General features: G+C 57.4%; 1 protein-coding gene. It reads left to right on the plus strand.

The window, feature by feature from the left end:
* The first annotated feature begins 56 nt into the window (after positions 1-56).
* Positions 57-1,073 carry an IS30 family transposase gene (locus tag C8E00_RS16585; RefSeq protein ID WP_133698628.1) on the plus strand — a complete coding sequence of 339 codons (1,017 nt, stop codon included), beginning with the start codon at positions 57-59 and terminating at the stop codon, positions 1,071-1,073.
* Positions 1,074-1,102 lie beyond the last annotated feature (29 nt).

A 1,102-nucleotide genomic window follows, 5' to 3' on the forward strand; every position in this document is an offset into this window, starting at 1 on the left:
TCTTGGCCGCAAATTCTGAGTGCAACACCTGACCAAACCGGTAAGGTGTTGACCCCATGTCATATTCTGAACTCTGCATCGAAGAACGTGCCACGATCCAGGTCAGCCTCGCGCAAGGCTTGAGCATCAGGAAGGTAGCGGCTCTGCTGGAACGGTCCGCGGCGACGGTCAGTCGAGAGATACGACGCAATGAGTCGTCCGATGGCCAGTATCGCGCGTCACACGCGCAACAACGCCGCCATGACCGTCGAGACGGTTGTCGGCCTAGGCGCAAACTGCTTCCAGGCGGTCCGCGATTCGCCCTGATTCAGCACATGCTGCGTCGGCGCTTGTCTCCCGAACAGATCAGCGGCAAGCTCAAGCATATGAATATCCCTGACCTTCGAGACGCCTACGTCTGCCGAGAAACGATCTACAGCGCCATCTACGCGTTGCCCGTCGGTGAGCTGAGAAAGGAACTGATCCATTGTCTGCGGCAAGGAAAACCAACCCGCAAACCGCGTCGTGGTCAGGTTGACCGGCGCAACCAGATTCCGGATATGGTCAGCATTCACCTCCGCCCTCCAGAGGTGGAGAAACGTGAATTTCCTGGCCACTGGGAAGGCGACCTGATCAAGGGCAAGAGCAACGCATCGGCTGTTGGCACCCTCGTCGAACTCAAAAGCGGTTACCTGATTCTGGCGAAGATGCACGATGCGACGGCCACCTCGGCTGTAGAAGGCTTCAGCGCGGCGCTGAATCGCATGCCGCTGGCCGCACGGAAGAGCATAACCTATGACCAGGGACGTGAGATGACACAGCACGCCAAGGTCACTCAGAATACCGGTGTCGCCATCTACTTCTGTGACCCGCACAGCCCATGGCAGAGGGGCGCCAACGAAAATATCAATGGGCTCATACGGCAGTACTTGCCCAAAGGAACGGATCTATCGGTCTATAGCCAGAAAGAGCTGGATGAGATCGCGCTTGAGCTGAACATGCGCCCGCGAAAGCGTTTCGACTTCAAGTGTCCCATTGAGATGATGAGCGAGCAGATGGCGAAGTACCATGAGGCGCCATCATCGACACATTGACGGTGTTGCACTCAGAACCTGCATCCGCC

The organism is Chromohalobacter marismortui (assembly GCF_004364315.1).
Lineage (GTDB): Bacteria > Pseudomonadota > Gammaproteobacteria > Pseudomonadales > Halomonadaceae > Chromohalobacter > Chromohalobacter marismortui.